The sequence below is a fragment of the Pseudarthrobacter sp. NPDC058329 genome (assembly GCF_042879835.1).
Classification (GTDB): Bacteria; Actinomycetota; Actinomycetes; order Actinomycetales; family Micrococcaceae; genus Arthrobacter.
Map to the genome: position 1 here is coordinate 74408 of NZ_JBHVZR010000004.1, position 22721 is coordinate 97128.

A 22721-nucleotide genomic window follows, 5' to 3' on the forward strand; every position below is an offset into this window, starting at 1 on the left:
GCGAAGGACGTGCGCTTAGATATCCAGGAACCTGACGTCCTTGGCGTTCTGCTGAATGAAGTTACGGCGTGATTCCACGTCCTCGCCCATCAGGACGGAGAAGATCTGGTCCGCGGCGAGGGCGTCATCCATGGTGACCTGCAGCAGCGTGCGGTGGTCCGGATCCATGGTGGTGTCCCACAGTTCGGTGTAATCCATCTCGCCGAGGCCCTTGTAGCGCTGGATGCCGTTGTCCTTGGGGATGCGGCGTCCGGCTGCCTGGCCGGCAACCAGCTTCGCATCGCGTTCCCTGTCGCTGTAGACGTAGTCGTGGGCGGCGTTGGACCACTTGATGCGGTAGAGCGGCGGCTGCGCCAGGTACACGTAGCCGTTTTCGATCAGCGGGCGCATGTAGCGGAACAGCAGCGTCATCAGCAGGGTGGTGATGTGCTGGCCGTCCACATCGGCATCGGCCATCAGGACGATCTTGTGGTACCGCAGCTTTGCGAGGTCGAAGTCCTCGCCAATACCGGTACCGAAAGCCGTGATCATGGATTGGACCTCAGCGTTGCCCAGGGCCTTGTCCAGGCGGGCACGCTCCACGTTTAGGATTTTGCCGCGCAGCGGAAGGATAGCCTGGGTCTCGGGGTTCCGGCCGCGCTTGGCGGATCCTCCTGCCGAGTCACCCTCCACGATGTAGACCTCGCACTTCTCCGGATCCTTGGAGGAGCAGTCGGACAGCTTGCCGGGCATGCCGAAGGATTCCAGCGGGCTCTTTCGGCGCGCGTTGTCCCGTGCTTTGCGGGCCGCCATGCGCGCCTGGGCCGCCGAAATGGCTTTGCGGATGACATCCCTGGCAGGGCCGGGGTTGCGTTCCAGCCAGTCGCCGAGCCCGTCGGTGACAACACGCTGAACGAAGCCCTTTACCTCCGAGTTGCCGAGCTTGGTTTTGGTCTGGCCTTCGAACTGGGGTTCAGCGAGCTTGACCGAGATGACGGCGGTGAGGCCCTCTCGGATGTCGTCGCCGGTGAGGTTGTCGTCCTTCTCCTTGATGATCCCCTTTTCGCGCGCGTAGCGGTTGATCAGGGACGTCATGGCAGCGCGGAAGCCCTCCTCGTGGGTACCGCCCTCGTGGGTGTTGATGGTGTTGGCGTAGGTGTGGACGCTTTCCGAGTAGGCGTTGGTCCACTGCATCGCCATTTCCAGAGCAATCTTGCGTTCCTTGTCCTCGGTCTCGAAGGCGATGACGTCCTCGTGGACAACTTCGACCTTCTTGCCGGAGTTCAGGTGCTTGACGTAGTCCAGCAGGCCCTCGTTGTACTGGTAGACCACCGTGCGGTGCTCTGCACTGACTTCGCCCTCGGTGACGACAGCGTCGAGGTCCAGGTCGGCGTCTGCTTCACTGTCGCTGGCCGAGGTGCGTTCGTCAGTCAGGGTGATGCGCAAACCCTTGTTGAGGAAAGCCATCTGCTGGAAGCGGGCGCGCAGCGTCTCGAAATCAAACTCGGTGGATTCGAAGATCTCGGCATCGGGGTAGAACGTCTGGGTGGTTCCGGTGCGGTCCGTTTCCTCACCCTTGACCAGGCTGCCCTGGGGCTTGCCACCGTCCGCGAAGGACATCCGCCAGACGTGGCCCTGGCGGCGGACCTCTGTGTCAACCCTGCTGGAGAGGGCGTTGACCACGGAAATACCCACGCCGTGCAGGCCACCTGATACCGCATAGCCGCCGCCACCAAACTTGCCGCCTGCGTGCAGGATGGTCATCACAACTTCGACGGTGGGCTTGTGCTCGGTGGGGTGCATGTCCACGGGAATACCGCGGCCGTCGTCCACTACCTTCACGCCGCCGTCGGCCTGAAGCACAACCTCGATGTGTGTGCAATAGCCGGCCAGCGCCTCATCCACGGAGTTGTCCACCACTTCGTACACCAGGTGGTGGAGTCCGCGGGGTCCGGTGGAACCGATGTACATGCCCGGGCGCTTCCGCACCGCTTCCAGTCCTTCAAGGACAGTGATGTCGCTGGCGCCGTATTCGCGCGGAGTGGCAGCTTCTGCAGGGGTGTCAGGCGTGCGGGCATCCTCGACTGCGGGGTCAACTGCCAGAATATCTGTATTGTCGTTAGCCACAGGCGCTGTCGACTCCTCTGTTCTCGATGATGGCCAGCCGATTCCTTCCCTGGTTGCCCAGGACTGTCATCTGCCGGCAGGCACAAACTTATAGCGCCGGTGACTAGCTGATGGCGGAACCCGATGTCCGCGTGCTGGAAGCCTGCGGAAAACGGACTCAGTCAACGTTTCACCCGCGCCCAGTTATCTACAACGATTCTACCGCGAAAAGGGCAGTAACCCCGCATTCCGGAGCCGTGGATGGCCGGCAATGTGCCTGCTGGAAGCCGTAGACCGCGCCTTGGGCGCCCGAGGAGTCCCGTGTCCGGGTGCCTATACACCCTCCGGCCCTTACAGCGCGCTACACGCCTATCAGGGGATTTTCAAGAGTTCGACGGCGGACTATCCGTAGGTGTCCCGGGGTCCCCGGCCGTTGACGGACCGGCCGCCCTTGCGCCAGCTGGGCGCGGAGGGTCCGAGGACCTGGATGCTGGTGACCACTCCATCGCCCAGTTCCGCCCGGAATTTCTCCAGCAGGCTCGAGCTGAGTAGCCGCAGTTGCGTGGCCCAGGCCGTTGAATCGCACCTGACGTGCAACGTGGTGTCGGTGAAGCTTTCCGGGGTGCAGTGGGCCGAAATTTCCGGTCCAACCAGGGTGGCCCACTCTGCCATGACGGAACCGACAGCAACCGGTGACGTCCAGCCGCGTTCCGCCACCAGCCTTCCCACTACCTTGCCGAGTCCAAGTGGATCGCGGCCAGTGGCGTGGAACTGGCTGAAACCGCGGGTGTCCCGGATTCCCCGTTTTGCCTTTTGGGATCCGGGGCGCGTTGCGGCCCGGCGGATTTCGCCGCGCGCTGCGGCGGCCTCCCGCATTCTGTTCAGTGCAGCCTGGGGCGCATCGATGCTGTCCGGGACGCGGCCGTCAGAGCCGCCGGGCTGCCGGCCGCCGGTTTTTTCCTCGTCCCTATTCATCGATGCCTCCCGCGATGACCTTCACCCGCCGGCCGGACAGCTCTTCCGGGATATCGGCGTCGACGGCGGCGGTCACCAGAACCTGTTCCGCGCCTGCGACTATTGCCGCCAGTTTACGCCGGCGCTGGACGTCAAGCTCGGCGAAAACGTCATCCAGGATCAGGATGGGTGCGGAACCTCCGGTACGCGCATCGTCCAGCATCACGTAGTAGGAAGCGAGCCGCAGCGAAAGGCACATGGACCACGTTTCACCGTGCGAGGCGTAGCCCTTGGCGGGTGCCTGCCCCAGGACCAGTTCCAGTTCATCCCGGTGCGGGCCCACCAGGGAGATGCCCCGTTCCAGTTCTTTCCGGCGCGATTCGCCGAAGGCGCGCACGTACCGTTCAGTCAACTGCTCCACGGTCAGCCGGCGCAGGTCACCCACGTCCGCCGAAGCACCCCCTGCTGCGGTGCCGGCATCCCGCAGTAGGGGGGCGCCGTCGTCGTCCATCTGGTCCTGAAGCGTGGAGCGGTAGACGGCGTCAGCGGGCTTTGTCGCATCGGTCAGCTCGGCGTAGGCCCGGGCAAGGTGCGGCCGGAGCCGCTCCACCAGTTCAAGCCGGGCGTACAGCAGCTCGGCACCCGCCTTGGCCATGTGCTGGTCCCAGACATCCAGTGTTGCCTCATGCGCCGGGGTGAACTTGCCGGCACGGGCGGACTTCAGGAGCGCGTTTCGCTGTTTCAGCACCCTGTCGTAGTCGCTGCGCGTGGCCGCGTGGTGCGGAATCAAGCTGGCGAGCAGCTCGTCGAGGAAACGGCGCCGGCTCGAAGGGTCACCCTTCACCAGTGCCAGGTCTTCCGGGGCGAAGAGCACCGTCTGGCAGATTCCCAGCAGGTCGCGGGCCCGCACCGGGTTGCTGCGATTGATGCGGCCACGGTTGGCCCGGCCGGCATTGATTTCCAGCTCCAGGACCGTAATCTGGCCGCCGCGGACCAACCGGGCCCGGACCAGCGCGCGGTCGGTGCCGAAGCGCAACAGTGGTCCGTCCGAACTGACCCGGTGTGAACTCAGAGTGGCCAGGTAACCGATGGCCTCCATGAGGTTGGTCTTGCCGATGCCGTTGTATCCCACCAGGACGGTGACCCCCGGACCCAGGGCAAGGTCAACCTGGGCGTAACTGCGGAAGTCAGTCAGGGAAAGGTGTTCTAGATACACGCGGGGTTCGGCAATTCTGGGAACCGCTGAGGTTCCCGGTGGTGGCTACTTTGCGGGACGGGTTGCGTGTCCGCCGAACTGGTGGCGCAGTGCGGACACCATCTTCATGGCCGGGGAACTGTCTTCCCGGGACTCGAAGCGTGCGAACAGTGCGGCCGTGATCGCGGGCGCCGGAATGGCGTTGGCAATGGCTTCCTCCACGGTCCACCGGCCCTCGCCCGAGTCTTCGACGTAGTCGTCAATGTTCTGCAGTCCTGGATCCTCATCCAGTGCCTTGACGGCGAGGTCCAGCAGCCACGAACGGACCACTGTGCCCTTTTGCCAGGCGCGGAAAGTTCCGGGCAGATCGGTGATGATGTCCTTGGAAGCGAGCAGCTGGTAGCCCTCGGCATACGCCTGCATCAGGCCGTACTCGATGCCGTTGTGCACCATCTTGGCGTAGTGTCCGGCGCCGACACCGCCCACATGGACAAAGCTGTCCTCTCGCTCACCCTCGGGGCGCAGGGCGTCAAACACCGGAAGTGCCCGTTCGATGTCCGCCGCGTCGCCGCCGGCCATCAGCCCATATCCGTTCTGCAGCCCCCACACGCCGCCGGAAACGCCGCAGTCCGCAAACCGGATGCCCTTGGCGGCCAGGAGTTCCCCGTGTTTCTGGTCTTCGGTGAACCGAGAGTTGCCGCCGTCAATCACGAGGTCGCCCTCGTTCAGCTTTTCACTGAGTTCCTTGATGACGGCGTCCGTGATGTCACCCGCGGGGACCATGACCCAGATCAGCCGCGGGCTGGGAACTGCGGCGAGGAGCTCATCGATGGAGCCGGCGTCGGTGACGTCCGGGTTCCGGTCATAGCCGGTGACGTCCACACCGCCCTTACGCAGGCGTTCGCGCATGTTGAATCCCATTTTGCCAAGGCCGATCAGTCCGATATGCACGATGCGGGTTCTCTTTCTGCATTGGGTGTCGGTTGTCGTTTTGGGGCCCGGAACGACAACAACTGCCTGGGCCCACGCCGCCGGTTTCCCTCGCCGGGCTTGCGGGGTGGCGGTGCGGACTAGTTGGGGAGGCGGACCGGCATCACGAGGTAACGGTAGTCGTCCTGGTCCTCGCCGTCGGCATCTGCCTGGGCTGTGATCATGGCAGGCTTCGGAGCCGTGGTGAAGGAGAACCGGACGAACTTGGTTTCAATCACGGTGAGGCCTTCCACCAGGTAGTGGGGGTTGAACGCCACCGTGATGTCCTCACCGGAAAGCTGTGCTTCCAGTTCCTCGGAAGCTTGGGCGTCCTCACCGGTACCGGCATCAAGGTTCAGCAGGCCCTGGGTGAAGGCAAGGCGGACAGGGGTGTTGCGTTCAGCCACCAGGGACACACGGCGTACGGCTTCCACGAGTTCCTGGGTCTGGACCGTTGCATGGATGGGGGTTGAATCCGGGAAGAGCGAGCGGATCTTCGGGTAGTCACCGTCCACCAGCAGCGAGGTGGTGGTTCGGCCGCCGCTTTCGAACCCGATCAAACGGGTGTCGTCATCTGCGAGGGCGAGATGGATGTCGCCGCTGTTGCCGAGGGTCTTGGCTACTTCGTTCAGGGTTTTTGCCTTGACCAGGGCACTGGTTGAGATCCCTGGGGTCACGGGCTTCCACGGCACCTCACGCATCGCGAGCCGGTAGCGGTCTGTGGCGAGGAGGGTGATGAGGTCATCCTCGATCTCCATCCGAACGCCAGTGAGGATGGGGAGGGTGTCATCCTTGCTGGCAGCGATGATCACCTGGGAGACGGCCTGGGCAAATGAGTCACCGGGCACGGTTCCGCTGACGGTGGGGAGTGCCGGAAGTGGCGGGTATTCAGCTTCGGGCATGGTGGCCAGATGGAAGCTGCTTCGGCGGCAGGTGAGCGTGACCTTGTTGCCATCAGTCTCGACGTCGACCGGAGCCGACGGCAGGCTCCGGCAGATGTCTGCGAGCAGGCGGCCGGAAACCAGGATCGTGCCTTCGTCCCGTACGTCAGCGGCGATTTCGAGGCGCGCGGAAGTCTCGTAATCGAAGCTCGAGAGGCTGACCGTGCCTGCTTCGGCTTTCAAAAGAAGGCCGGAAAGGACGGGAACGGGCGGCCGCGGAGACAACGAACGGGCTGTCCAGGTGACGGCTTCTGCCAGGACGTCCCGATCGACTCTGAACTTCACGGAAGGGTGCCGCCTTTCATTGCTGCTGCGATGGTGTTCCGGAAACTTCCCGCAGGAAGCCCCGAAAGGAGTTGTCCCGACACCTGAACCTGCATGGTCCGTGCTGCCTGGACCACGCAGAAACCCAAGGATGGGAGCGCTGCTGACAGCTTAGCCGGAAGATCAGCGATTAACCCATCCCCCATCCTGCAACGCAAGGTCCTCCGGGCCCTCGGCCCCCTCGGTGCGGGGCGGGAATCGAAGTTGTTATTTGAGGGACTTCAATTTTTTGGGATTAGTAGTGTTAATAACTGCTGTGGAAACTGTGGATAACCTTCTCCGGCCGCAGGATCCGGCGGTTAAGCCCTGTTCATGGGTTGTGGGTGGAGCAGGTTTAAACAGGGTGTGGATGGGGACAACATTTTTCGCGATTTTTCGAATCCACAGGCGGCTTAAGGGTTTTAAGCCCATTAGCCGCGGTTGTCCCCTTAACTATCCACAGGCTTATCCACATGCACCTGTTAATAAGGTATAGAGGCGCCGTCAGGAATCGCGCTGCTGCTGCTTGATCCGGTTGGTCAGCTCTGTCACCTGGTTGTAGATCACACGGCGCTCGGCCATCAGTTCGCGGATCTTGCGGTCCGCGTGGATCACGGTGGTGTGGTCGCGGCCGCCGAGTTCCTGGCCGATCTTGGGAAGGGACATGTCCGTCAGCTCCCGGCACAGGTACATGGCGATCTGGCGGGCGGTAACCAGGGTCCTGGTGCGCGACTTGCTGCAGAGCTCTTCCATGCTGAGCTTGAAGTAGTCCGCAGTCTGCGTGAGGATCTGGCTTGAGGTGATTTCCTGGGCGCCGTCGTCGGTGATGAGGTCCTTGAGGACCATTTCGGCCAGGGCAACATCCACGGGCTGCCGGTTCAGGCTGGCGAACGCGGTAACGCGGATCAGGGCGCCTTCGAGTTCCCGGATATTGCTTGAAATCTTGGACGCGATGTACTCCAGTGCGTCATCCGGCGCGGAGAGAGAGTCGCTAAGGGCCTTCTTGCGCAGGATGGCGATACGGGTCTCAAGCTCCGGCGGCTGGATGTCCGTCAGCAGGCCCCATTCGAAGCGGGACTTCATGCGATCTTCGAATCCGGCGAGCAGCTTGGGCGGCTGGTCGGAGGTAATGACCACCTGCTTGTTGTTGTTATGCAGCGAGTTGAAGGTGTGGAAGAACTCCTCCAGGGTCCGGTCCTTGCCGGCCAGGAACTGGATGTCATCGATCAGCAGGACATCCACGTTGCGGTAAGTGGTTTTGAAGCTGGCGCCTTCATCGTCGCGGATGGAGTTGATGAAGTCGTTGGTGAATTCTTCCGAATTGACGTAGCGGACGCGGATGCCGCTGTACAGGCGGCGGGCGTAGTGCCCGATGGCGTGCAGCAGGTGTGTCTTTCCCAAGCCGGAGTCGCCGTAGATGAACAGCGGGTTGTAGGCCTTGGCCGGCGCCTCGGCCACTGCGACGGCGGCGGCGTGGGCGAAGCGGTTGGAGGAACCGATCACAAAGGTGTCGAAGACGTACTTGGGGTTCAACCGGCCGAACTCGTGCGAGGTGCTGGGCAGCATGGGCTGCGGCTTCTGCTCGATGAGCTGGTCGGCCGAGTAGGAAGGTTCGACGACGGGTTCCGGCTCTACATGGACAGGCACCAGATCCGTGTCCACGTCGATGGCACAGCGGATGTCTTCGGAGAACACGTTGTGCAGGGCGTCATCCAGGGCATCCTTGACCTGGGTCTGCAGCACCTCGCGGGTGAGTTCGTTGGGCACGGCAACCAGCAGGGTGGAACCGATCAGGCCCTGGGCCTGGGCCAGGATGACAAAGCCGCGCTGGCGAGGTGTAACGCGGTGGTCCTGCTCCATCAGAGTGACAACGCGCCGCCAGGAACTTCCGACAGTATTGGCGTGGTTTGCTTCGTCTACTGTCATCAACCGGTTCCCTCAAAACTTGCTTTGCCTGCATTGCCTGCAGCCGCGAGTCTTAAACCAGGATGGGTTCAGCTTCATCCACAGGGTTATGCACAGCACGTGGATAATCGGCTACTGGGCAACTCTAGGGGATGAAAAGCCTAGAAGATAGCTGGCAAGTAGCTTGTGGATAATTACACGGGTGTTGTTCTCAAAGCGGCCTTGTGAGCCACTTCATCCACAGGCTGAAGGGGCCGGTTGGCCACAGTTGTGGATGGAGAGCGAGCCCTGCTCCGGTTTGACTCAGGGGCTTAAATTGCCCTAACGTTGTGAAGTCCTTTGTGTCCGCTTTTTGGCCCCATCTGAATCTCTCAGGCGCAGTGCGTTTGAGCAGCCGGGGGAAGCGTGCATATACAAAACTTAGCGTCGGCCAGTTCTTCCCCTTTACTGATCGGGTGGGCGCACCTTTGATCCACTGGAGTAACTAACGTGAGCAAGCGGACTTTTCAGCCGAATAACCGCCGTCGAGCCAAGAAGCACGGCTTCCGCCTTCGTATGCGTACCCGTGCCGGCCGCGCCATCCTGGCAGCCCGTCGTGGCAAGGGCCGTACCGAGCTGTCGGCCTAAATAACTGACTCGTCGGTAGACATTTCTTTGCGAGTTTAAGGTGCTGGCCACCCGTAACCGTTTGAGGACTGCAACCGATTTTTCAACAACTGTACGTTCCGGTGTCCGCAATGGACGCCGGAACGTAGTGTTATATACGGCAGCCATTGCTGCTGACGAACCCAGCCGGATCGGGTTCATCGTTTCCAAAGGTGTCGGGAACGCTGTGGTCAGGAACCTCGTTAAGAGGAGACTGAGAGAAGCAGGTGCTGTCTCGCTGCGCGAGTACGGTACCGGGTTTGCCATAGTGGTCCGGGCGCTTCCTGCGTCCGCGTCCGCAAGCTGGGATCAGCTGTTGTCGGATTACAACGCCGCACTGGCAGCGACTATGACCCGGCTGGCCGGCCGCCCTGCACGGGCTGCTGCTAACGGTTCGGCCGGTACAACACAGGAGGGGACCACGCGTGCGTAACGCCACCGCCGTCGTCGTCACCTATCTCCGTCCTGCTGCTGCCGCTGCCGGGAGGTTCCTCTGGAACCTGCCCCGCAACATCCTGATTCTTCTGCTGACCGCATACCGCAAGGTGATCTCTCCCTTGTATGGTCAGGTCTGCCGATTCTTTCCTTCATGCTCGGCCTATGCCCTTGAAGCGATTACCGTCCATGGTGCCGTCAAGGGGAGCTGGCTTGCTGTCCGCCGCCTCGGCCGCTGCCATCCATGGAATGCCGGTGGTGTGGACCACGTCCCCGCCGGCCACCGGGAATGGCCTGTAAGCCAGACCCCCACAATTGTTGTGCTGAACAACCCGGACAAGTACTTGGCTGCTCGGACTGATGGAGAAGGCCGCACCGCGGCCTGACGAATAGGGATAAGTATGGACTTCTTTGAAACAATCATGTTTCCGTTCAAGTGGCTGGTGTCCATCATCATGGTGGGCTTCCACGAGGGCCTGAGCACCATTGGCATGCCGGAGGCCTCCGGCTGGACCTGGACTCTGTCCATCATCGGCCTGGTGCTCGTGATCCGCGCCGCCCTTATCCCGGTGTTCGTCAAGCAGATCAAGGCGCAGCGCGGCATGCAGCTGCTGCAGCCTGACCTGAAGAAGCTGCAGGACAAGTACAAGGGCAAAACTGACCAGCTGTCCCGCCAGGCCATGGCGCAGGAACAGATGGCCATGTACAAGAAGCACGGAACCAACCCGTTCTCTGCGTGCCTGCCCATGCTGATCCAGATGCCGTTCTTCTTCGCGCTCTTCACCGTGCTGTCCGGCATCAGCGGCGCAGCAGCCGCGGGTAACGGGATCGGGGCCATGAGCCACGAGCAGGTTGTGCAGTTCGATGACTCCACCATCTTTGGTGCCACCCTCTCCGCCTCCCTGCTGCATGGCGGCGACGGAAACCAGGTGGCAGTCTGGATCCTTTCCATCCTGATGATCCTGGCGATGACCGCCTCGCAGTTCATCACGCAGAAGCAGATCATGGCCAAGAACATGTCTGAAGAAGCCATGGCCAGCCCATTCATGCGCCAGCAGAAAATGATGCTCTACATCCTGCCCATCGTCTTCGGTGTCGGCGGCATTAACTTCCCCATCGGTGTCCTGATCTACTGGACCACCACCAACCTGTGGACCATGGGCCAGCAGTTCTTCGTCATTCGCCGCATGCCGACGCCGGGATCCCCCGCCGCCAAGGCCCTCGCCGAGCGCCGTGCCGCCAAGGGACTCCCTGCCCTCTCGATCCTGAGCGGCAAGAAGGACGAGGACGCCGACGCGGCAGCTGCCGCCGCTGCAGTGGCGCAAGCCAAGAGCCAGCGCATCCAGCCACAACGCAAGAACAGGAAGAAGAAGTAATGTCAGCCGAGAGTACCGAACACGCCCTTTCCGAAGAGATCATCGACGATCAGGACGAGTCCGCGGCCGAGGACAGCTCCGCCCCCAAGGTATCCTCGGCCAGCCGGCTCGAGGAAGAGGGGGACGTTGCGGCGGATTACCTCGAGGAGCTGCTGGACATTGCAGACATTGACGGCGACATTGACATTGAAGTCCGCAACGGCCGCACCTACATCTCCATTGTCACCGAGGAAGAGTCCGACACCCTGGACAGCCTTGTGGGTGAGGACGGCGAAGTCCTCGAAGCCCTGCAGGAACTGACCCGGCTCTCCGTGCTGTCCGCGACGGAAAACCGGTCCCGGTTGGTGCTGGACATCAACGGCTACCGGCAGGAACGCACAGGCCACCTCCAGAAGGTTGCCGAGGATGCAGCGGCGGCCGTGAAGAAGACCGGCGAGGCTGTTGCCCTCGAACCCATGAGTGCGTACGAGCGGAAGATCGTCCACGACGCCGTCGCAGACCTTGGTCTCGTGAGCGAGTCCGAGGGCGAAGGCGCCGGCCGCCACATTGTTGTATCCGCAGACTAGAGAATTGCTGATTCGCTAATCATGGTTGACATCACGGCAGCTGAGCTTCTGGCAGCTGAAAAGATTTTTGGCGACCGCCTGGATCTCGCAAAACGGTATGTGGAACACCTCGCCACCTCGGGAACCGAGCGCGGGCTTATTGGGCCCCGGGAGATTCCCCGCCTGTGGGGGCGGCATGTCCTCAACTGTGCCGTCATTGAAAGTGAGATCGCGCAGGGAAGCCATGTTGCCGACGTCGGCAGTGGTGCTGGACTGCCGGGCCTTTGCCTCGCCATCGCTCGCCCGGACCTGGAACTCACCCTGATCGAACCGCTGGAGCGCAGGGTGATCTGGCTGCAGGAAGTCGTCGATGATCTGGGCCTGGACAACGTGACGGTCATGAGGACCCGCGCTGAACTTGCGGTGGGCCATGTGGAGGCTGATGTGGTGACGGCTCGGGCGGTATCCGCACTGAGTAACCTCGCGGGCCTCACCATTCCCCTGCTTGGCGGGCGGGGGGAAGTGGTGGCCATCAAGGGCCGCACTGCGGTTGAGGAGATCGAAAAAGCAGCGAAGGTCATCCGCAAACTGGGGGGCGTTCAGACATCTGTAGTCACGGTCGGCGACAACCTCCTCGACGAACCCACCACTGTAGTACGCATCGTTGTAAACAAGTCCCAAAAGAAGGCCTAGGGTAGGCCCGGCGGCCACAGTCTGCCGGGGTAAGCAGTTAGGCTAGTCAACGGCAGCAAAAATAGCTGAACGAGAGTGAGTGTGCCCCAGTGACCAGTAGCGAAGCCTCCACGCAACGGATACCGCCGTTCGTGTCCTTGGGGTCGGCGCGTTCTCTCGCTGGGGCTGGTACCGCCACATCGGGTTTCTTGCTTAATCAACCCAAACAAGTCTCGGGCTCTTCTCCTGTGCTTGTTTCACGTGAAACAACGTCTACGGGTAGAGCGAACATCATCGATGCCATAGACGATTCAAGCCCTATAGCGCGGGAGCTTGCGCACGAAACCCGCCGACGCGAGCGTCTTGTGGGACGCCAGTTGCCGCGTCCCGAAAAGACGCGCATATTCACGGTGTCCAACCAAAAGGGCGGCGTAGGCAAAACCACCACTACGGTGAACATCGCCGCGGCCCTTGCCGCTGCCGGACTGAACGTTCTGGTGATCGACATCGATCCGCAGGGCAATGCTTCCACTGCATTGGGTATTGAGCACCACGCGGATGTGGACAGCATCTACGATGTCCTGATCAATGATGTCCCCTTGGCGGACGTGGTGGCGCAGTGCCCTGATATCGGCAACCTCATTTGCGCCCCCGCAACCATTCACTTGGCAGGTGCGGAAATCGAGCTTGTGTCCTTGGTGGCCCGTGAGCAGCGGCTGCGTCGGGCTATTGATGTCTACGCGAAGGCGCGTGAGAAGAAGGGCGAGGAACGCCTGGACTACATCTTCATCGATTGCCCTCCCAGCCTCGGACTCTTGACTGTCAATGCGTTCTGCGCGGCGAGCGAAGTGCTTATCCCGATCCAGTGCGAGTATTACGCACTGGAAGGCTTGAGCCAGCTCCTCAAGAACATCGAGATGATCCAGAAACACCTCAATGCTGACCTCGTGGTTTCCACTATCCTCCTGACCATGTATGACGGCCGAACCAACCTGGCTGCCCAGGTTGCCGCCGAGGTCCGCCAGCACTTCCCGGAACAAGTCCTGGGGGCGGTTGTACCGCGTTCGGTTCGGATCTCCGAAGCTCCGAGCTACCAACAGACCGTGATGACTTACGACCCCTCATCCAGTGGAGCCCTGTCCTACCTGGAAGCCGCTGCTGAAATAGCAGAACGCTAAAAACTTCAAGAACTGCAACAACTGGGGTGCGGCAAGGCCGCGCTCTACCACTGGAGGGATTTACCCATGAGCGAGAAGCGACGGGGCTTAGGCCGCGGTCTTGGCGCACTGATTCCGAGTTCCGCCAGTGCAAACGGGGCGGGCAACGGCACAGCGGTTGCGCGTCCCGTAGATCTGTTCTTCCCCGAAGGGCGCAGGAAAACGGTCGAGCCCACGGAGGTTGCGGAGACCACGCCTGCGAAGAACACGGCAGCGGCCAATGATGGTGCCACTCAGCAGGCCACCGCCAAAAATTCTGCTGCCAAAGCTCCGGCTAGCACTCCGCGTAAGAGCACTGCGACTGAATCCTCAGCAGCGCACCAGTCATCCGAATCAGTCTCGACTTCCGAAGAAGCAGACAGCGACGCTGCAACGAAGTCCACCCGCAGCACCAAGGCTGCCGGCAAATCGGCGGTCAAGACAAGTACCCAGGAGGACTCCCCTGCAGCAGACACAGCTGAACTAGTGGACCTCCCGGACGCCGGTTCCTTCAATTCTTTTGGTACTGATGATGGGGTAGAGCTGCTGCCGGTTCCCGGCGTCCGGTTTGCAGAAATTCGCGTTTCTGATATTCACCCCAACCGGAAACAGCCGCGCGCTGTCTTCGATGAAGACGACATGGCGGAGCTTGTACACTCTGTCCGTGAAATCGGCGTGCTCCAGCCAATTGTGGTGCGTAACTCAACTGAAACCGGTGGCGAGCCGTTCGAGCTCGTGATGGGCGAACGGCGGTGGCGCGCCGTGCAGGCCGCCGGGCTGGACACCATCCCCGCAATCGTCAGGGACACCACCGACGACGACCTGTTGCGGGACGCTTTGTTGGAGAACCTCCATCGGAGCCAGCTGAATCCCCTGGAAGAAGCAGCGGCCTACCAGCAGCTGCTCGAGGACTTCGGTACTACCCACGAGCAGCTGGCCGATCGCATCGGTCGGTCCCGCCCACAGGTTTCCAACACTCTGCGGCTCCTGAAGCTGCCTCCGCTGGTCCAGCGCCGTGTGGCCGCAGGGGTACTCTCTGCAGGCCACGCACGCGCCCTCCTGGCACTTCCTGACGCAGCCGCGATGGAGCGCTTGGCACAGCGCATTGTCGCGGAAGGAATGTCCGTACGGGCCACGGAAGAGGCCGTGGCTATGTACCAGGACCCGGCTTCGCCGCCGAAGAACAACATTCCCCGTCCTGGAGCCCGGCACGAGCGTTTGGATTACCTGGCGTCGTCGCTATCCGATCGCCTTGACACAAACGTCAAGATCTCGTTGGGCGTTCGCAAGGGACGCGTCAGCATTGAATTCGCGAGCGTTGAGGATCTAAACCGGATTATGGACGTACTCGCGCCTGGATCCGACGACTAGATAAGAGCCACGGAAACTGATCCCAGTCCGTATACCCGGCACCACCCTCAGTTCACGCCGACGGCTTGCTGGTTTCAGTTCGATCTTCTCTGATCCTTTTGCTGATCCTTGATACCTGAATGCCTTGTGGTGATCCAGTTGGACGACGTTTCATATGATTTTCTTGCCAGAGGGCAGATGGGCTCATTTTGCTTCGGGTAGATGCCTGCGCACTGATTTCCCTTTGCTAATTTCGTTGTATATCTGTAGCTAGGCTTTTGTGCCTTCAGATACTCGCGTCGAGCCTAGACACATAACTTATTCGGGGTAGTCACGGGAATAGACTCACCAGCTAGGTTAGTCAGCGACGAGCACTCAATACGGCCGTATGTTCACGTGAAACTCCGTGTTGATGACTAATTCCTGGCCCCACGATGGACCCCTCTGCGCCCGGCCGGCGAACGTCGCAACATAGGTTCAAGGGATATGCTGGCAGCAGAGAAGGCAATCTTGGATCAGGATCGTGGCCTACTTCGTTGAAGTGCGTGGCGCAGCCGAGCTCTTGCCAGTTCTCCATCGCACAGCTTTCCTTGGTCTGGCTCCTCAAGGACATCGGATCCTCTTACTCGATGGGCCGCAGCAAAACGAAGTGGCAGAAGTTCTCTAGCTACCAGCAGCCGCCGCTCATAGCGTTCCTGCGTACGTTCTGGACGGTACCCCTGTTTCACGTGAAACAAATAGGCGGCGGCAATCCATAAACGCGTGGCGGGTGACGTCTTAGCGGTCTAGAAACTCATATGTCCTATAAGACTAAGCTTCCAGATGACGTTGTTGCTACAGCCCAACGTGGCGGGCGGAAGATGGGCGCATAAACCAGGTGGCGGGAGACCCCGCGAGCTGATCCGTGTGGATGCCCAGCCGTATGTTCAGGTACGGCAACTTGGTCGTTGTGGTTGCACAGTGCTGTGTGCCGAAAATCTGGGTGGCTGGGTATGAAGGCTTGGGTGTGTCGGCCCCGTCGGCGACCTTTAACGGAGAACCCTAGTAGAGCGCTCACTTCGTCCAATTTTGGCGCCGGTGTTCTTGCCAACTCGCGGATCGACTTTTGTGGAGACAGTCCCCTTTGCTGATACCTGGGGACTTTCAGGCGAAGGGCGCCGAGCTTTCAAGTGCAGCCGAATCGTGGACTGAGGACTGCCTGGTCCGGTGATCGGAGTGAAGCCGCAAGCACGCGGTGTTCCCTCCTGACAGCCCAGGTATTCGATGTTGCTAGGCACCCCTAGGCGGCCGAACTTGTCCTCCTCCCACATCGGGTGCCATCAGCGCAAAGCAGAGCGGTGGGCCGCTCTACGTTTCTACTCTCTCCACCCCGCGCATGGATGCCTTGCGTGTTGCGCTTTTGCTTACGAGAATCTCTCTTTGAAAAGGTGTAGCGGCGCGTACCTTGATGGCCCCCTTAACCCTCACGCTCTGGCTTCATCTGCCACTATGATCGGCAGCTGTTTCACGTGAAACAGGGCGCGTGATATTGGCATGCGAGGTCGAGCGAAGGTCTGGAGAGGAGCAAGACGATAAAGTTCAGACCCAGGATAGCGGCAAGCCCACTAAACGGGTATTAGTGCTGGGCGACGCTGGGTTAGCAGATTGTGAGATCCGGTTCGCTGAACGACGAGATGCCGGACAAGGATTTCAGACACCTCGGTACCACTATGGCGTCCAAGTACTGATGACTCCGCGACTGACGACTTGTTGCTGAGGCAGTATAGGCAGGCAGGCAGCATCGCGGCCGAGGGCCCAACTAGCGATGGCACGGCCGGTGGTACTGCAGCTGACTCAAAAGGGTCAGATCGATAGGGCCGATTGGTCGGCGGATTGGTCTAGCCAGCTCGCCAATGCGAGCATGCAATAGGACGGATTCCGCGTGGTCGTTCTTCCACGGCCATCACTGAGCTCCTGGACTAACGCGAAATGGAGCCATATAGGTCATCTGATCTTTAGTCCAAGGTATCGCTGATTGACACGGCCACAGGTGAGCCTGCTAAGTAGAGTCCATCCTTGACGGTGTGGAAAGCCCTGTGGATAAAGCTGTGGATTACTCGCCGTGCTCCTGTGGACTATTCAAATCCCTTCACTGGGACGTTAGGTAAGCGCAGGCGACTCGCTACGGACTTTCCGGAGACAAGGGAGGGGGTGTTTCACGTGAAACGGAGCTTCCCGAGGAGCCCGCAGATTTTCCCCTCCGCATGTGGCTCGTCTTCTCACCTAAACCAGCCGAATTCGGTAGTTGTCGAGGCCAAAAATGATTGATTGTCCTCTCCCGTTGAGCCTTGTATCGCACAATGGTGCATGCCAAGACTGGAGGGCCGGCGGGGGCCCCCTGCAGGTCGGGTAGGCGGACCCGTGCAAGCACTGTGATTTTCCTAACGGACTGTGGATAAGACTGGGGACAAACCGAGCAGGGTATGTGGATAACTTTGTGGAAAAGCATGTGAGCAAGTCACTACCGTCAGCTATCAGTTGTGTCAGCCGGACATACGGAAGTAGTAGAGGAGGCGTCAGAGAGTGCGGGCCGGCATGACTTTCTGGGACTACTTCTTGCGCGAAAAAGTCTAGTGTTCTCAAGAACGCGTACCTCAGGCTGAGGTCCGAGGGGTGATCAGAATCGTTGCAAGTGAAGCATCTTCTATGCCGCCTAATCCCCCAAGTGACAAGGCTGCCCATCAGGAAGCTCAGCAGTCTCGGTTGCGCGAGTCGGGTCGGCAATGCATGCGGATATCCCTCGGCAATTGGTGATCCGGACATCTTGGAAGACCCCTCACGGGCCTTCCGGGGCACTCCGTCATAGTTTGGAGTACGGTGCCCTTGGTGCAGTCCCGATCGCCAGGATCTGGTTTGCGAAAGAATTCTGCCGAAAGTACTGAGTTCGCCCCTTCGTCAGATTCAAACACGGGGAGTCGCCTACTCTGCCCCTGGACGGCTACGCAGTGGTGGGACACTATGGACCACTCGATCTGCCTGTGCCTCGATTGATTGTTAGACGAAGTAGCCTCTTTTCGAATCGGCGGTTGTCGCAGCGCATTCGGTGGCGGTAGCGAGGGCCTATAGAGATGCTGATCCCCGAGAGCGGACACTGGGCACGGTAGGTTTCTTGTTTCACGTGAAACAGAAGAGGAGAAGGAGGAGAGGTTCTTCTAGCGGTCCTTCCCGTGAGGAGCGGCAGCTCCCAAAGCAGCGCGGTTGGTAGGAGCGGCTGCTGGCGCATTCACCGGACAATGTGGGGCCCGTTGCCGGGTGGCGCGCCATCGCTGAGAAATCCGTCACTCCTTGGCGCCTGCAATTCGTCCTCCGTCTATCGCTAGCTGTGCGGTCTCGGCGGCATTGTCGTTATGGCCGGAGGAACACTCGTGGTTTGGAACGAAGGCACGGGTGCTGCCTGGCAGGATACGCCTTGCATTGGATGAGCGGGCCGTGAGCAGGAAGGTTGTTACATGTGGTTCCCGTGGCCTTCAAGGGTGCAGAGGGCCGATTGCTGTCGCGAAGAGCGGGCTGGCCTGCCATAGGCCGTGTGGTGACCGGTGCATCGATGCGCGGGAAGATTTACCGCAGGCGACCGGCTTCACGTTCACTCCGCTGTCAAGCGCGGCGGGATAATTTGGCTTTCATTCTCGCGCCTAATACGTGATTCAAAGTAGACGGGTTCACTATCTAGATTTCGGTCTTTGTCTGCCTCGATCGCAAGACCATTGGCGAGGGACTCCTTCCACCGTTGGCAGCGTTTATCAACCAACGAACACCGCCTCGAAGGGAATAAGTCTCCTGAGTCTTGACCAGTTCCTTTGCCAGCGTTGTTTACTGCAACTTGGGCATCCCCCACGTACGGAAAGGGGCCAGGCGGCTGTCGCCTTGTTTCACGTGAAACAGCCAGACGTCGCCCTCCGCGTCAGAACGCTGCTTAGGTTAGGGGCAGTACCGGAGGATTTACTCGACCACCAAATCATTGCCATTCTGGGGTTCCCATGCCGGAGATAGTTGCACAGGGGGGTCTGAGGCTGAGGCTCAGCGTGCTTTGGCAGGTAGATGCCAATGCGTAATTCTCAGAAAGTGTTTCAGGGTCTGTCTTTCCGCTATCAAGTTCGTCATAGAGCCCCCTGTGGGCCGGCCATCAAAAATAGCGTTGAATCCGGCTGCCATGAGGCAGCACTAACGACATGTAACACTAGCCACAGGCAGCACTAACAAGATTTCCCGAGCTTGTTGCAAAGGCACGTCAGCTCAGACAGAGGACGCTATATGTTTCACGTGAAACCGACAGCACCTGTCCTGGTCCGTGGCCAGTGGTTCAATAGGAAATAGCCAACGGTCATTGCAATTGTCTTCGAGCAGGTATCAATATGCTCCCCTTCGCGGCCGTCCGGCCAAGCGTGAATCCCTGCTCACCTCCCATGTGCGGTTCTCTAAACAGAAGACCCTGCTCACCGATTATGTGCCGTCCTCTAGATAGAAGTGCTTCATGTAGTCGTCGCGGTTCTCCACTGCATCTCGGACAGTGACCACACCTCTCCTGTGCTGTTTCACGTGAACAAACTCAACCACTGGCCCATAGCTCAGAAAGGGCCCGTTTCGCGTCACCTCAGGCGCAGCCGCTTTCCAGAACCGCCAGATCAAGTTCTGACTCCAAGGATCGACGCGGGCTTGTACAGTCCCACAAGCTACCCGAAGATCTCATGGGCTCGCCCGTCCCCCACAAGCGCCATCCGCCCGGTCATTTGCCTAGCAACTAGCAGCGGAGCAGCAAATGGCAAAAGAAAAGTGGCCATCGCTTGTTACAAGCGGTGGCCACTAAGAGATTCCCTGGTACGAGTCCAGCGTCATACGCGCCTAGGACAGAACGTCAGCAAATTCCTTCTCGAAGAACTGCTTGGGCTTTGCCCCGATAACCGTGCTCTTCACTTCCCCGCCCTGGAACAGGTAGACAGCAGGAATCGACGTGATGCCGTATTCAGCGGCAATCGCCGGGTTGTCATCGACGTTCAGTTTAACGACATCAACCTTTTCGCTGTACTCGACCGAGATTTCGTCAAGAATGGGTCCGAGCTTGCGGCAGGGACCGCACCATTCCGCCCAGAAGTCCACGATAACCGGCTTATCCGAGGACAAAACATCCGTACCGAAACTTGCGTCTGTTACGTCTTTAGCATTGCTCATAGCTTTATCTCTCTCTTCGTAAAGGGCTTAGGTGCTTATGCGTTCAGGTTTGCGAGGTAATGCTCTACGTCGAGCGCGGCTACACAGCCCGAACCCGAAGCAGTGATGGCCTGACGATACGTGGGGTCGATAACGTCACCTGCGGCGAAGACGCCCGGGACGCTGGTCTTGGATGTCCGGCCTTCGACGGCTATGGTTCCTTCGGGCGTCAGATCCAGAATGCCCTTGACGAGATCGGTCCGGGGATCGTTACCGATTGCGACAAATACACCCGTTACAGCGAGATCGGAAACAGTACCGTCCAAAAGGTTCTTCAACTTAAGGCCGGTGACTTTCTGGTCGCCGACAACATCATCCACGGTGCTGTTCCACACGAACTTGATCTTCTCGTGGGCCAGGGCACGGTCAGCCATAATCCTGGAAGCCTTGAGCGAATCGCGGCGGTGGACAACCGTTACTGATTTCGCAAACTTGGTAAGGAACAATGCTTCTTCCATGGCGGAGTCTCCCCCGCCGATGACAGCGATGTCCTGGTCTTTGAAGAAGAAACCATCGCAGGTTGCGCACCAGCTGACGCCGTGCCCCGAGAGCCGCTTCTCGTTCGGAAGGCCGAGCTCCCGGTAGGCGGATCCGGTGGAAAGGATTACTGCCTTGGCCTGGAAGCTTTCACCTGTGGCAATGGTGACTGTCTTGACGGGTCCCTCAAGCTGGAGCGAGGTGACGTCCTCGAACTGGATTTCGGTGCCGAAGCGTGCTGCCTGCTTCTCGAAGTTCTCCATCAGGTCCGGCCCCATGATGCCTTCCGGAAAGCCCGGGTAGTTCTCGACATCTGTGGTGTTCATCAGTTCACCGCCGGCAGTGACAGAACCTGCCAGCAACAGGGGCTTCAGGTTGGCGCGGGCAGTGTAGACAGCTGCCGTGTAACCAGCCGGGCCGGAGCCGACGATGATGACATCACGTACGTCTGACGTGGTGTTTTCTGTGATGGTCACTGAACGGTGAACCTCTTCCTTAATTGACGCGCCCCGCTTTCGAGGCCGGCCACATGGCACAACTGATACTGCAGGCCGAATATTCCGGCCCGGGGCACGACGGATTGCCGGCGGACAGCAGTAAGCGAACTCCGCGAGACGCTCTTTCCAGATTACCCGTCCTGCGGCAAGCCCTGGCACCGGAGCGTTTCCTGCCGCGGGGTCCACGGATCAGGCCGCGAAGTCAGCCGGAGCTACTGAACCCTGACCTCAGCCAGCCGGAGCCCGTAACCGTAGCGCGTCTTGGGGGCAGCCAGCCTGGGGAGGGAGTTGATGGAAACGATGACGTACTGGGCTTGTACAGGTTCTGCGAGGGGCATGTTCAGGTCGGTGGAGGTAAAGCTGTTGGTCCCGACTGCCTTCGCTCCGTCCAAGGAAGGCCGGTCATTGGTGTACACAGTGATACTTCCGCCTGAGCCACCCAGTTGCGAAAGAGTTACGGATGCAACCGTTGCAGGCTTTTCAAGCTTTACCACCAGCGGCACACCCTGGGCGGCCAGCCCGCCCCAGTTTTCCGTGGCGAATTCCATGTCTGACCAGTAGCTGGCTGCGTTGCCGTCGTAGGCCTTGGCCAGGTCACCGTCAAAGGTGGCGGCAAAATCGAAGTTGCCCTGCCGGGTGACGCCTTCAATGGCGGGCGGAACGGCCGGCGGAGCCGAGGTGGTTGCCTGCGTTGGAGCGGCGGAGCCCTCGGGAGCACCATTGTTGGTGGCAGGAGCGGAAGGGTTGGCCTGGGGCTCCGGTGAAAAGAGGCTGCCAAGGTTGGTCACGGCGAAAACTAGGCCGGCAATCAGGACCACGGCCAGCAGCCCTCCCACGAGCCAGCGCATGGACCGAGGTTCACGTTCAGGTGCATCGTCGTCGTAGTCGTCCTGTTCAGCGTAGGACGGGCCGGCAGAGGCAGGAGCCGCGGCCGGAGCTGCCGCGCGAGCCAAGACGGAGGACTTTTTCTTGACTGGCCGGTTTTCTTCTACCGGTGCATCCTCATAACGGTCCTGGTCGTCGGCATTGGTGTAGTCGTCCTCCGACCAGAGGGACACCTTTGGCTTCGCTGACTCAGGCGCCTCCACCTGGTTCGAGTTGGAGGACAAGCTGGCAGTGGACGTATCTTCGGCAGGCCGGGTCGAAGGGCCGGCGGGCTGAGTAAGCGGGCCGGCCGGGCGTGCTGAAGCGCTTGAAGCTGCAGCCGCTGCAGCACCGGCGGCGCCGCCAAGGGCTGCTCCCTTCAAAGGAGACGAACCGGATGGTTTGCGGCCAGCGGGGGCCGCCGCCGGACGGACCGGCGGCTTCGGCGGCACAGCAGCGGGAGCGGCACGATAAGGATCAACCTGGCTTGGGTGCGTATCACCATAGTTGATGTAGCCCGCGTCCACGTGATCTTCGTCGTCGTAAGGCTCCGGCTCGTGGGACCGCGGCTGGCCGAAGATCTCACTTCCCAGGGTGTCCGTGAAGAACGGCTCCACATACGGAGGGTTGGAAGCCACCACAAGATCCAGCAGGTCCGCTGCGGACGTGTGGTTGGTGATCAGGTACGTGGCCGCCTCGGTGACCCCGAGGTCCAGTACCTGGACAGTCCCGGGACGTTCACCGGTGGCAACCTCGCGGGCGCTCTGGGCAACCTGCTCCGTGTTGTCGGGTCCGGCAACCAGGATGCTGACGGGACGGTTAAGTACCTGGTCCACACCATCCAGCACCAGATCGTGGTCGTGCGAGGCCAATACAGTGGCTGTGACCTTGTAACGGCCGCCCAGTACTGATCCGACATCGATCGGGTTGGACACGTGTTCCTCCTAGACTGTCCGGTATCGCCGGCACGGATGACGCAACACCGTTCAAGGGGCCGCCGGGGAGGCTGGCCCTTGAACGCAACTACCCCTGTTCCCTTTCGATCCTAGCCGATTGCACCCGGCGCAC

Annotated in this window: 17 protein-coding genes; 8 read left to right on the plus strand and 9 right to left on the minus strand. The window is 60.4% G+C overall.

The annotated features are described in order from the left end of the window. Nucleotides 1–15: 15 nt before the first annotated feature. The 6 genes from gyrB to dnaA all read right to left on the minus strand — a co-directional run bounded on the left by gyrB (nt 16) and on the right by dnaA (nt 8373). Nucleotides 16–2106, minus strand: coding sequence for a DNA topoisomerase (ATP-hydrolyzing) subunit B (gene gyrB / locus ACFVYC_RS07780; protein ID WP_387548695.1), 2091 nt, complete (start codon nt 2104–2106; stop codon nt 16–18). 381 nt (nt 2107–2487) lie between these two features. Next, entirely contained in the window at nt 2488–3060 is a 573-nt protein-coding gene (locus ACFVYC_RS07785; protein ID WP_387548696.1) for a DUF721 domain-containing protein, read from the minus strand. Beyond that, complete coding sequence (gene recF, locus ACFVYC_RS07790) at nt 3053–4255, minus strand: DNA replication/repair protein RecF (protein ID WP_387548698.1); 1203 nt, start codon at nt 4253–4255, stop codon at nt 3053–3055. The genes ACFVYC_RS07785 and recF overlap by 8 nt, the downstream gene beginning before the upstream one ends. Before the next feature lie 45 nt (nt 4256–4300). Continuing rightward, nucleotides 4301–5185 (minus strand): phosphogluconate dehydrogenase (NAD(+)-dependent, decarboxylating), encoded by an 885-nt coding sequence (gene gnd / locus ACFVYC_RS07795; protein ID WP_387548700.1) that lies wholly within the window; start codon nt 5183–5185, stop codon nt 4301–4303. A 119-nt stretch (nt 5186–5304) separates the two neighbouring features. Beyond that, the gene (gene dnaN, locus ACFVYC_RS07800; RefSeq protein ID WP_387548701.1) at nt 5305–6429 is read right to left on the minus strand and encodes a DNA polymerase III subunit beta; all 1125 of its coding nucleotides are present in this window, start codon (nt 6427–6429) and stop codon (nt 5305–5307) included. Between the two features lie 522 nt (nt 6430–6951). Continuing rightward, on the minus strand, nt 6952–8373 hold the full coding sequence (dnaA, locus tag ACFVYC_RS07805) for a chromosomal replication initiator protein DnaA (protein WP_387548703.1): 1422 nt from the start codon (nt 8371–8373) through the stop codon (nt 6952–6954). Between the two features lie 468 nt (nt 8374–8841). Here dnaA and rpmH point away from each other — a divergent pair, with 468 nt between their 5' ends. The 8 genes from rpmH (at nt 8842) to ACFVYC_RS07845 (ending at nt 14592) form a co-directional block, all read left to right on the plus strand. Further along, the gene (gene rpmH / locus ACFVYC_RS07810) at nt 8842–8979 is read left to right on the plus strand and encodes a 50S ribosomal protein L34 (RefSeq protein WP_003800212.1); all 138 of its coding nucleotides are present in this window, start codon (nt 8842–8844) and stop codon (nt 8977–8979) included. Between the two features lie 40 nt (nt 8980–9019). Beyond that, on the plus strand, nt 9020–9430 hold the full coding sequence (gene rnpA, locus ACFVYC_RS07815) for a ribonuclease P protein component (RefSeq protein ID WP_387548705.1): 411 nt from the start codon (nt 9020–9022) through the stop codon (nt 9428–9430). Next, entirely contained in the window at nt 9423–9818 is a 396-nt protein-coding gene (gene yidD / locus ACFVYC_RS07820) for a membrane protein insertion efficiency factor YidD (protein ID WP_258061784.1), read from the plus strand. The genes rnpA and yidD overlap by 8 nt, the downstream gene beginning before the upstream one ends. Nucleotides 9819–9833: 15 nt before the next feature. Further along, nucleotides 9834–10808, plus strand: coding sequence for a membrane protein insertase YidC (yidC, locus tag ACFVYC_RS07825; protein WP_387548707.1), 975 nt, complete (start codon nt 9834–9836; stop codon nt 10806–10808). Further along, on the plus strand, nt 10808–11374 hold the full coding sequence (locus tag ACFVYC_RS07830; RefSeq protein WP_387548709.1) for a protein jag: 567 nt from the start codon (nt 10808–10810) through the stop codon (nt 11372–11374). The genes yidC and ACFVYC_RS07830 overlap by 1 nt, the downstream gene beginning before the upstream one ends. Nucleotides 11375–11395: 21 nt before the next feature. After that, the gene (gene rsmG, locus ACFVYC_RS07835; protein ID WP_387548711.1) at nt 11396–12046 is read left to right on the plus strand and encodes a 16S rRNA (guanine(527)-N(7))-methyltransferase RsmG; all 651 of its coding nucleotides are present in this window, start codon (nt 11396–11398) and stop codon (nt 12044–12046) included. A gap of 89 nt (nt 12047–12135) precedes the next feature. Beyond that, complete coding sequence (locus ACFVYC_RS07840; RefSeq protein ID WP_387548713.1) at nt 12136–13203, plus strand: ParA family protein; 1068 nt, start codon at nt 12136–12138, stop codon at nt 13201–13203. A gap of 66 nt (nt 13204–13269) precedes the next feature. Further along, nucleotides 13270–14592, plus strand: a complete 1323-nt coding sequence (locus tag ACFVYC_RS07845; protein WP_387548715.1) for a ParB/RepB/Spo0J family partition protein — start codon at nt 13270–13272, stop codon at nt 14590–14592. A gap of 4857 nt (nt 14593–19449) precedes the next feature. Here the strand turns inward: ACFVYC_RS07845 and trxA are convergent. From trxA to ACFVYC_RS07860, 3 genes are all read right to left on the minus strand, one after another. Continuing rightward, the gene (gene trxA, locus ACFVYC_RS07850) at nt 19450–19776 is read right to left on the minus strand and encodes a thioredoxin (RefSeq protein ID WP_091419383.1); all 327 of its coding nucleotides are present in this window, start codon (nt 19774–19776) and stop codon (nt 19450–19452) included. A 35-nt stretch (nt 19777–19811) separates the two neighbouring features. After that, on the minus strand, nt 19812–20768 hold the full coding sequence (gene trxB, locus ACFVYC_RS07855) for a thioredoxin-disulfide reductase (RefSeq protein WP_387548716.1): 957 nt from the start codon (nt 20766–20768) through the stop codon (nt 19812–19814). Between the two features lie 233 nt (nt 20769–21001). Continuing rightward, entirely contained in the window at nt 21002–22588 is a 1587-nt protein-coding gene (locus tag ACFVYC_RS07860; protein ID WP_387548718.1) for an ABC transporter substrate-binding protein, read from the minus strand. Between the last annotated feature and the right edge of the window lie 133 nt (nt 22589–22721).

Bases quoted from the DNA above. Each gene is read 5' to 3' on its own strand.
- ACFVYC_RS07785 (WP_387548696.1), bottom strand. From the start codon at position 3,060: ATGAATAGGGACGAGGAAAAAACCGGCGGCCGGCAGCCCGGCGGCTCT.
- dnaA (WP_387548703.1), bottom strand. From the start codon at position 8,373: ATGACAGTAGACGAAGCAAACCACGCCAATACTGTCGGAAGTTCCTGG.
- yidC (WP_387548707.1), top strand. From the start codon at position 9,834: ATGGACTTCTTTGAAACAATCATGTTTCCGTTCAAGTGGCTGGTGTCC.
- ACFVYC_RS07830 (WP_387548709.1), top strand. From the start codon at position 10,808: ATGTCAGCCGAGAGTACCGAACACGCCCTTTCCGAAGAGATCATCGAC.
- rsmG (WP_387548711.1), top strand. From the start codon at position 11,396: ATGGTTGACATCACGGCAGCTGAGCTTCTGGCAGCTGAAAAGATTTTT.
- ACFVYC_RS07845 (WP_387548715.1), top strand. From the start codon at position 13,270: ATGAGCGAGAAGCGACGGGGCTTAGGCCGCGGTCTTGGCGCACTGATT.
- trxA (WP_091419383.1), bottom strand. From the start codon at position 19,776: ATGAGCAATGCTAAAGACGTAACAGACGCAAGTTTCGGTACGGATGTT.